This is a genomic window from Aquabacterium commune (assembly GCF_004362855.1).
Taxonomy (GTDB): Bacteria; Pseudomonadota; Gammaproteobacteria; order Burkholderiales; family Burkholderiaceae_C; genus Aquabacterium; species Aquabacterium commune.
Genome location: NZ_SNXW01000013.1, coordinates 60,088 through 68,194 on the forward strand (window position 1 = coordinate 60,088; position 8,107 = coordinate 68,194).

At 60.3% G+C, this 8,107-nt stretch carries 7 protein-coding genes; 5 read left to right on the forward strand and 2 right to left on the reverse strand.

Annotation, left to right across the window (positions count from 1 at the left end):
* Positions 1-7: 7 nt before the first annotated feature.
* The 4 genes from EV672_RS17080 to EV672_RS17095 all read left to right on the forward strand — a co-directional run bounded on the left by EV672_RS17080 (position 8) and on the right by EV672_RS17095 (position 5,618).
* A complete protein-coding gene (locus EV672_RS17080; protein ID WP_208110801.1) occupies positions 8-415 on the forward strand; it encodes a hypothetical protein in 408 nt (135 codons plus the stop codon).
* Positions 416-425: 10 nt separating this feature from the next.
* The gene (gene traF / locus EV672_RS17085; RefSeq protein WP_133611187.1) at positions 426-1,352 is read left to right on the forward strand and encodes a conjugal transfer protein TraF; all 927 of its coding nucleotides are present in this window, start codon (positions 426-428) and stop codon (positions 1,350-1,352) included.
* Positions 1,353-1,418: 66 nt separating this feature from the next.
* A complete protein-coding gene (locus EV672_RS17090; RefSeq protein WP_243738751.1) occupies positions 1,419-2,819 on the forward strand; it encodes a conjugal transfer protein TraH in 1,401 nt (466 codons plus the stop codon).
* A gap of 24 nt (positions 2,820-2,843) precedes the next feature.
* Positions 2,844-5,618 carry a conjugal transfer protein TraG N-terminal domain-containing protein gene (locus tag EV672_RS17095; protein WP_133611177.1) on the forward strand — a complete coding sequence of 925 codons (2,775 nt, stop codon included), beginning with the start codon at positions 2,844-2,846 and terminating at the stop codon, positions 5,616-5,618.
* Here EV672_RS17095 and EV672_RS17100 read toward each other — a convergent pair whose 3' ends face one another.
* Complete coding sequence (locus EV672_RS17100; RefSeq protein ID WP_230179367.1) at positions 5,619-5,849, reverse strand: hypothetical protein; 231 nt, start codon at positions 5,847-5,849, stop codon at positions 5,619-5,621.
* Positions 5,850-5,977: 128 nt separating this feature from the next.
* On the opposite strand from EV672_RS17100, the gene EV672_RS17105 reads away from it, so the two are divergent.
* On the forward strand, positions 5,978-6,940 hold the full coding sequence (locus EV672_RS17105; protein ID WP_133611178.1) for an IS5 family transposase: 963 nt from the start codon (positions 5,978-5,980) through the stop codon (positions 6,938-6,940).
* Positions 6,941-7,439: 499 nt separating this feature from the next.
* Here EV672_RS17105 and EV672_RS17110 read toward each other — a convergent pair whose 3' ends face one another.
* Positions 7,440-8,069, reverse strand: coding sequence for a helix-turn-helix domain-containing protein (locus tag EV672_RS17110; protein ID WP_243738752.1), 630 nt, complete (start codon positions 8,067-8,069; stop codon positions 7,440-7,442).
* Positions 8,070-8,107 lie beyond the last annotated feature (38 nt).

An 8,107-nucleotide genomic window follows, 5' to 3' on the forward strand; every position in this document is an offset into this window, starting at 1 on the left:
GCACCTCATGACACCGGTCAAGGTCAATGCCATCACGGCGATGGCGATGGCATTTGCATTGACTTGCCAAGCACAAACGCCTGAGAAATCGCCCGAACCGTCCGTCGATCGAATGCCCGTCAAAGACGCCAGGGTGCTGATGGTGATGGCACTGCAAGCGCCAGACGGACAGGCACACGGCACCCTGACAGGCGAATCTGCCGACGCCATCAGCCAGCGCTTCAAGGCCAACACCCCCATATCGATCGACGTCACCACCGACAAGCGCTACCGCCAGCCTGGTTGCAGCCGCCTGAAGGTGACCTTCTGGCAAGACGGTGTCTGGCTGCCTGGCGCCCAGGCCCCTCGCAAACAATCCATCGAGTTCGGGATCAACTACTGCCTCGATGGCATGCCGCCCAAGTCGCTGCAATGAGGAGATCAACATGCCTCGCCCATCTCCGTCCTCTCGCTCAGGTCTTTTCAGACGCCTTGCCAGCGTCGCCCTCCTCGCTTTCGCATGCATCAACTCAGCACCCGAGGCACAGGCACAAGCCTCTTCAAAACCGGACGAGCCCATTGCCGCGCCTTACTGGTCCGATGCATGGCGAGGATGGCACTTCTACGAAGATCCCGAACCCGAGCTACCTGACAACCCTGCGTCTCAACCCAAGACGCCCGCCCTCACGCCGCTCACTTCAGCAGCGCCCCCCATACCGGCCACTCGCCCAGCCAAAGCGCCAGAACTGGTCGAATTCGAGAGGCTGCAAAAGGCGGTCGAGTCCTACCGCAACATCGCGATCATGCGGCCGACCGAGGCCAATGTGCGCCGCTACATGGAACTGGAAGCCAAGGTCGTGGCCCGAGCTTCCTACTTTGCCGACGTCGCCCAGCGCGTCGCCTGGGCCACACCGGAGCTGGACCCCACCGTGCACGGCCGCCCCGTCAACGCCAAGGCGCTTGAGGTGTTCGACCGGGATCAGTTGCTCAGCCGATCCCAATCGATCGCCTCACTGGGCAAGGACCACGTCCTGTTCTTTTTCTTCCGCAGTGACTGCCCGTACTGCCACGCCTTCGCCCCCACGCTGACGGCCTTCGAGGCGCGCCACGGCATCAAGGTGGTGGCCATCAGCGTGGATGGCGGCCCCATGCCTGGCTTTGCAGACGCCCGAGCCGACAACGGCATCGCCAATACCTTGAAGGTCACCCAGGTGCCAGCGGTGTTCCTGGCCCAACCCTACACCGGGCAGATCACACCCATTGGCTTTGGCGTGCTGTCTGAATCCGAATTGCTGGAGCGCATCACCACGGTGAGCACACCGGCTGCCCAGGCCATGCTACCCGGCGTGAACAGGCAAGTCGTTGTTCAATAGGAGAAGGCAATGATCCAGACACCCACACCGACGAAACCAATCTGGAGAACAGCCATTGCCAGCCTGATGGCCCTGTTGCTCGCAACATCGCCGCTGCCCCTGCGCGCCGGTGACCTCAATGCCGAAGTGAACAACATGTTCAACAACCTGGGTGCCATCGGCAACTACACAGCGCCTGGCGCTTTCCGTGGCCAGACCATGAACACCTACACAGGCGGCAGTCTGTTCATGCGCTCCCCCAACAAGGTGTACCAGCTCGCCGCCATCCAGTTCCCAAGCGCCAAGGCTGGATGTGGCGGCATCGACGTTTTCGGCGGTTCGTTCTCTCACATCTCCGCCACCGAGTTCAAGAACATGCTCAAGAACATCACCGCAGCCCTGCCGGGCATCGCCTTTCAACTGGCCCTGGAAGCCGTCTCACCACTCCTGGGTGGCTTGAGCAAGTGGGCCAAGGGCTTGGAAACCTGGATCAACAACGCCCGCATCAACTCCTGCGAAACAGCCAAAGCCATCGTCAGCACAGCGGCCGAGGCCACGGGTTACAGCTCGCAGGAGACCTGCGCCGACCTGGCCATCGAGATGGGCATGGAGAGTGACCGGGACGCGGCACGCAGGCGTTGTGCGTCCGACCGGCCCAGCATCCTCGCCTCGGCCCGCACCTCAGGCGATGCCAATGTGCGCAACAAGGCGCCCTTCGTGGGCAACCTGACTTGGAAGGCACTGAAGTACACCGGAGTGTCCCTGGACGATCAGGAGCGTGAACTGATCATGAGCATGGTGGGCACCGTCATCTACCACCCGGAAGAAGCCGCGCGCGACCCGGAACCCATCGCCGCGACCCTCACCTCGATCAGCCAGTTGCTTTATGGCCAGAGTGCCGGGGCGGGGGTGAACGTTACCCAGCACCTGCTCAAATGCAACGACTATGTGAACTGTGATGCCGTGACCCTCAACACCACGTACACGCACACGCCATTCACCGCCAAAGTCGAGGCACTGATGCGCTCCATCGCGGAAAAAATCGCCACCCGGACCGCCATTCCCAACAACTCGGCAGAAGTCGGTTTCGTCAACCAGACCACCGAGCCGGTCTACAAAATGCTGTCGGTGGGCGCGACCATCCCAGGATCGGGCCTGGCGGACAGCCTCATCGCCCAATACCGCGACGTGATCGCAGCGGACTATGCCTATGTGTTCCTGGAGCGCAATCTGCGCGTCGGCTTGGCTGCGCTCGACAAGGACTATCAACTGCAAAAGACACAGCGCGAACAGGCGGTCCAGATTCGTCAACGCGCCCTGGTCATGCTGCAGCAACTCTCTCAAGAGAAGAACCTCCTGTATCAGAAGGTCGGCTCTTACCGAGCTGTCTCCAGCCACCTGGAACAGTTGGAGCGGCAATTGCGATCCAGCATGCCGCAGCACGTGATGGACATGCTTGGGCAGCAGGCTGCTTACATGGCTCGTTGACCTTCACCGACCACAGGGGATGCCATGTGGGAGATCTACGCTTACCAGAACGCGGACAGCCTGTTCGGCGTCTTCAATGCAGCAGCGGCCATCCACGCCTCGGGCGACTACATGTCGGCCGTTGCCGCCGTGGCTTTCTGCGGCTTCGTGGCCGCCCTGATCGCCTACGCCTTTGCCCCTGAGAAGCTGCAAGGCTGGAAGTGGCTGGGCACAGTGCTGCTGGTGTTCTCCATCCTGATCCTGCCCAGGGCCACCGTGGGCATCGTGGACAAGACAGGCGGAGCCCCGGTCAAGGTCGTGGCCAACGTGCCCTTCGGCATGGTCATGCTCGGCAGCATCACCAGCACCATTGGCCACACCCTGACAAGCCTGTTCGAAACCGCCTTCCAGACCATTCCCGGCCCAGGCGCCTTGCCCAGCGAACTTACCTACGAGAAGAACGGCCTGATGTTTGGCAACCGGCTGATCAGGAGCACCAGCAAGGTGACGTTTCAGGATCCGAACTTCCGTACTGACTTGATCAACTTCATTCACAACTGCACGATGTATGACCTCATCGACGGAACGATTGGTCCTGCCGTGTTCTCGACATCCGCAGACGTCTGGCCCCTCATGGCCACGCCCAATCCTGCGCGCTTCAGCACGGTCACCAGCGCTGCGGGCATCGATGTGGACACCTGCCCCAACATCTACACAAACCTCAATGGCCGACTGCCAGCGCAGATCAACCAGATTCAGGGTCGCCTGGCCTTCGAGTTGAACCCCACCCTGCCTGGTGCCGCAGCCGCAGCCGTCATCGCCAACCAGATTCAGCAGGCGTACATCAAGAACAACATCGCCGATGCGGCCACCACCGCTGCCGACCTGATCCGCCAAAGTGCCATGCTCAATGCGATCAACGACACCAGCACCATCGTCGGACAGAAGGTCAACGACCCAGCGGCCATGGTGCTGGCCGTTGGCCGAGCACAAGCCGTCGCTCAGCAGAACGCCGCGTGGATCAACAACGGCAAGGTGGCCGAGCAAGCCCTGCCCGTGTTCCGCAACGTCATTGAAGCGCTCACCTACGCAATGTTCCCCTTGATGGTGCTGCTCTTGCCGCTGACCAGCGGGCGCGACACGATGCTGGCCTTCAAAGGCTACGCCGCCATCCTGATCTGGATCCAACTGTGGCCCCCGCTGTACGCGGTGTTGAACTACATGGCGTCCATCTACGCGGCCTACGATCTGGCTGCGGCTTCAGACATCGGCTCGGGCACCAAGGCCCTGTCTTTGCGAACCGCCTCGACGATCTATTCGGGCGCCATCTCAGGTGAGGCTGTTGTGGGCTACCTTGCAATCAGCATTCCTGTCATTGCCTGGGCGGCTTTGAAGAAGATGGAGGGTGTCGGGACCGCCCTGGTGGGTGGCTTGTCCGGCCTGCAAAGCATGCTGACCGGCAGCACAGCGTCTGCTGCCACCGGCAACATGAACATGGGCAATGTCACCATGGACCAGGCACAACTGGCACCTAACCGAACCTCGGCGTTCATGAGCAGTTGGCAAAGCGACTTGAGTGGTAACACCTTTTCGTCGAACAGCCTGACTGGGAGAACTGCCGTCAGCCTGTTGCGCAACCAGGGGTTTGCTTCGCGGGTGGTATCCATGCGGGTGTCTGAACAGGATGTGTCTGATGCGAGCAGGCAGGTCACTGCGGCACGCAGCGAAGCCTTGGCTGCCAGTTCGGATCGCTCCGCAGCCCTCTCCGAAGCATTCACGCGAGGACTGAGCAGCCTTCGCTCTGGCCGCAGCAGCAGCGGATCCACGTCCAGCAGCTTCGAGCAATTTGGAGAAACACTCAATCGCCTGGACCAGATCTCCAAGGGCATCGCCGACAGCACAGGGCTTTCACAGTCTCAGGTAGCGCGCATCGCATTTGGTGCGTCTGGACATGTGGGCGTTGACGGGCGCTTCGCTGGCGCAAAAGCCAATGCCAGCGCTGACAAGAGCTACCTGTCGGGCCTATCCGCCGATGAACGCAAGGTGCTGAGCAGTTTGACCAGCGAGCAAATAGCCGACTTCAAGCAATTCGGTGACCGAGTCTCCCGAGATTCGAGCTTCATCAACACCATCAGCAGCGACTCCCGAGAGGCCCGTGACATGGCGTCCAGGCTGACGAACACGGCCACGCGATCTGAACGTGCGGAGGCAAGCCTTGCTGAACGCACCGCTCTGTCAGAGCGCCTAACTTCCGCGTATGAAAAGGGCGAAACCATCTCCATCGACATTGCGCAGGATCCGCACAACCTGGAGATGTTCACTCGCTATGCAGAGCAATACGGGAGCGACAGCAAAGCGGCCCAGGCCTTGATGGCCTCAGAACTGGCCAGGCAGTCACTCAAGCCCAATCGGGTGTTCTCCGATGGCACGGCATTGCCATCTTCGTTTGAAGACGTTCAAGTTCAACACCGACAAGAAAAGGCCGACACAGCCTTGAATCCGGCGCTCGATGATCGCCATCGAAGCAATGATCGACAGGTGTCTCGCTTCGGCAAGTCTGCGCGTGCAGGCCAACCAGCCCCCGCCCCTGAGCCATCACCGGCAAGACAAGAGGTTCAGACCCGAGGTGCCGAGATACGCGCAAGTTCAAAGGCAGATCAAACCGGTTTCGATGCAAAAGCGGAGATCGTCGAGACCAATGATGGGGCGCTGGCATCGAAGAAGTCATTGCTTAGGCAGTCTGGCAAGCAGGTTATTGAGGACGCCGGAGCGGCGGTGGACAACGCGACGGGCATCGTGAAAGACCTTCTGAAAAAATAATCAGACTGGGTCATCGTGCGTGCCGCTCATGTTCGGATTCAAGTCGCTTTCAGGTGGCTTCATGAAAGGCGGATGCCCTTTGTCACGCCAGTAGTTCGCGGCCAAATCCTCTGACGTTACCCCCATCCCGTGGATCGGATCGACATCCCGCTTCGAAGTTCGCGCTCTGCCGCCAATGCTAGTCAGCGCCCCGCCGATGGCCGTGCCAAAAAGCATCCCAATGCCGATCATCACCACTCGTGTGCCCCACCCGTCCAATGCGGCTGAGAACAAGCCCACCAGACCACCTAAGGTAGGTCTGCATAAACCACCAAGCCATGTGCTTGGCGCAGACATGATGGCCTGAGACCATTGAACCCATGAAGCAGAGCAGCCTTGGATTGGGAACCTCGACGAAGCGCACGCGCCGTCGCGAGTTCCTCGACGAGATGGACCGGGTGGTGCCTTGGTCCGCCCTGGTGGCAGAGATCGCGCCATTCATGCCTGAAGGCAAACGCGGGCGCCCGCCGTTCCCGGTGGAGTCGCTGCTGCGAATTCACTTCATGCAGCAGTGGTTCACGCTGAGCGACCCGGCCATGGAAGAAGCGCTGCACGACATGCCGCTGTTCCGCGACTTCGCCGGTCTGGGCGGCTGGGATGACCGGCTGCCTGACGAGAGCACGATCTTGCGCTTCCGTCATGTTCTCGAGAAGAACAAGCTGGCCGAGCGCATCTTGGCCACCGTCAACTTGCTGCTGGGCGCCAAGGGCCTGATGCTGCGCAGCGGCACGGTGGTCGATGCCACGCTCATCTCGGCGCCGAGCTCGACCAAGAACGCCAGCGGTGAGCGCGACCCGGAGATGCACCAAAGCAAGAAGGGACAGCAATGGTTCTTCGGCATGAAGGCGCACATCGGCGTGGACGCTGATTCCGGCCTGGTGCACACCGTGCGCGGCACGGCCGGACACGTCAACGATGTGGTCGAGGCCAACAGCTTGCTGCATGGGCAAGAAACAGATGTCTTCGCCGACGCCGGCTACCAGGGGGCGCACAAGCGGCCCGACGCCAAAGCGGATGTGCAGTGGCATGTGGCCATGCGACCGGGCTTGCGCAAGTTGCTGGACAAGGCCGACCCCATGGATGCGCTGACCGATCAGGTCGAGCGCATCAAGGCCAGCATCCGCGCCAAAGTGGAGCACCCGTTCCGCGTCATCAAGCGCCAGTTCGGGCACGTGAAGGTGCGCTATCGCGGCCTGGCCAAGAACACGGCGCAGTTGCAAACCCTGTTTGCGCTGGCCAATCTGTGGATGGTGCGCAAACGTTTGACGGGGAGCCTGGCATGAGTGCGCCCAGTGCATGGGAAATGGGCGCGAAACGCGCCCACAACACCTGCCAGAGGTGCGCTCAGCCGCCATTGCGGTCATGTCAGCACACCCAATCATGGTCAGCACTCATTTGTGCAGACCTTCCCTAAAGCAATGAGGCTGAAGAAGATTGGTTTTCGCATTTGAGCACCTCGTACTTACCAACCTATAGCCGCTTAGGCATTGCTGCAACCCTTTCGACTCCTGCGTATATCCGTCAACAACACCAACTATTCCATTTCAAATCGGCTACTCAGTCCAGTGAGCAGATCGACAAACAAGAACTCACTCCGGCGTGAGCCTGGCCCGGCTCTGCTCGGCATACTCAGACCAGCAGGTGATTCAACGAAATAGAGTCAGTGATCATGGAATAGGGCTCTCAAGTAGTCAGCGAGCCTAGCGTGATGTTCGCAGAGACTCTAGTGATCCGGAACGTTGGAGTCGAAACACGGCCCCCTGTGGAGACGTGGCAAGAAACTCAATTTTTACAGGGCCGGATCAATAGGGTCGACGGCGCTCGGCCCGTCCAGCGTTTGAAGGCCCGCCGGAAATTGGCCGGATCGTTGTAGCCCAGCGTGTAAGCGATCTCCTGCACGCTCAGCTTGCCTGCTTGCAGGTATTGCATAGCCAGATGCTCGCGCACCTCATCCAAGATCTGCTGAAAGGATGTGCCTTCAGCCACCAGGCGGCGGTGTAGGGTGCGCGGGGTGAGATGGAACTGGCGGGCCACCACCTGAAGGGAAGGAAAGCCATGTTGGCGCGTCAGCAGGTTACGGCGCACCTGGATGCTCAAGGCCGCGTTCACATCGCGCTTGTCCAACTCTTCACGGCACAGGCGTGCAGCATCATCGAAGCTGGCCGGGTCAGCCGAGCTCAGCGGCAAGTCCATGGCTGCATCCGGCAACACCAGACCGCACCAGTCTTGGCTGTAACGCACCTCGCAACCAAACATGTCCCGGGCCAGATCTTCATACGCAGGCTCGACCTGTTTGAAGCACACACGTCGCACCTGACAAGTGCCCAAGGTGATCTGGTCAATCAGGTTCTTGATGGTGTCAGTGGTCGGCCAATAATCCCCACTTGTGGCATTTGAATTTTCCCCACCCATCTCATGCAAGGAGCATCAGATGGAGCAGGAACAGCAAT

Bases quoted from the DNA above. Each gene is read 5' to 3' on its own strand.
- EV672_RS17100 (WP_230179367.1), bottom strand. From the start codon at position 5,849: ATGATCGGCATTGGGATGCTTTTTGGCACGGCCATCGGCGGGGCGCTG.
- EV672_RS17110 (WP_243738752.1), bottom strand. From the start codon at position 8,069: ATGGGTGGGGAAAATTCAAATGCCACAAGTGGGGATTATTGGCCGACC.
- EV672_RS17080 (WP_208110801.1), top strand. From the start codon at position 8: ATGACACCGGTCAAGGTCAATGCCATCACGGCGATGGCGATGGCATTT.
- EV672_RS17095 (WP_133611177.1), top strand. From the start codon at position 2,844: ATGTGGGAGATCTACGCTTACCAGAACGCGGACAGCCTGTTCGGCGTC.
- EV672_RS17105 (WP_133611178.1), top strand. From the start codon at position 5,978: ATGAAGCAGAGCAGCCTTGGATTGGGAACCTCGACGAAGCGCACGCGC.
- traF (WP_133611187.1), top strand. From the start codon at position 426: ATGCCTCGCCCATCTCCGTCCTCTCGCTCAGGTCTTTTCAGACGCCTT.
- EV672_RS17090 (WP_243738751.1), top strand. From the start codon at position 1,419: ATGGCCCTGTTGCTCGCAACATCGCCGCTGCCCCTGCGCGCCGGTGAC.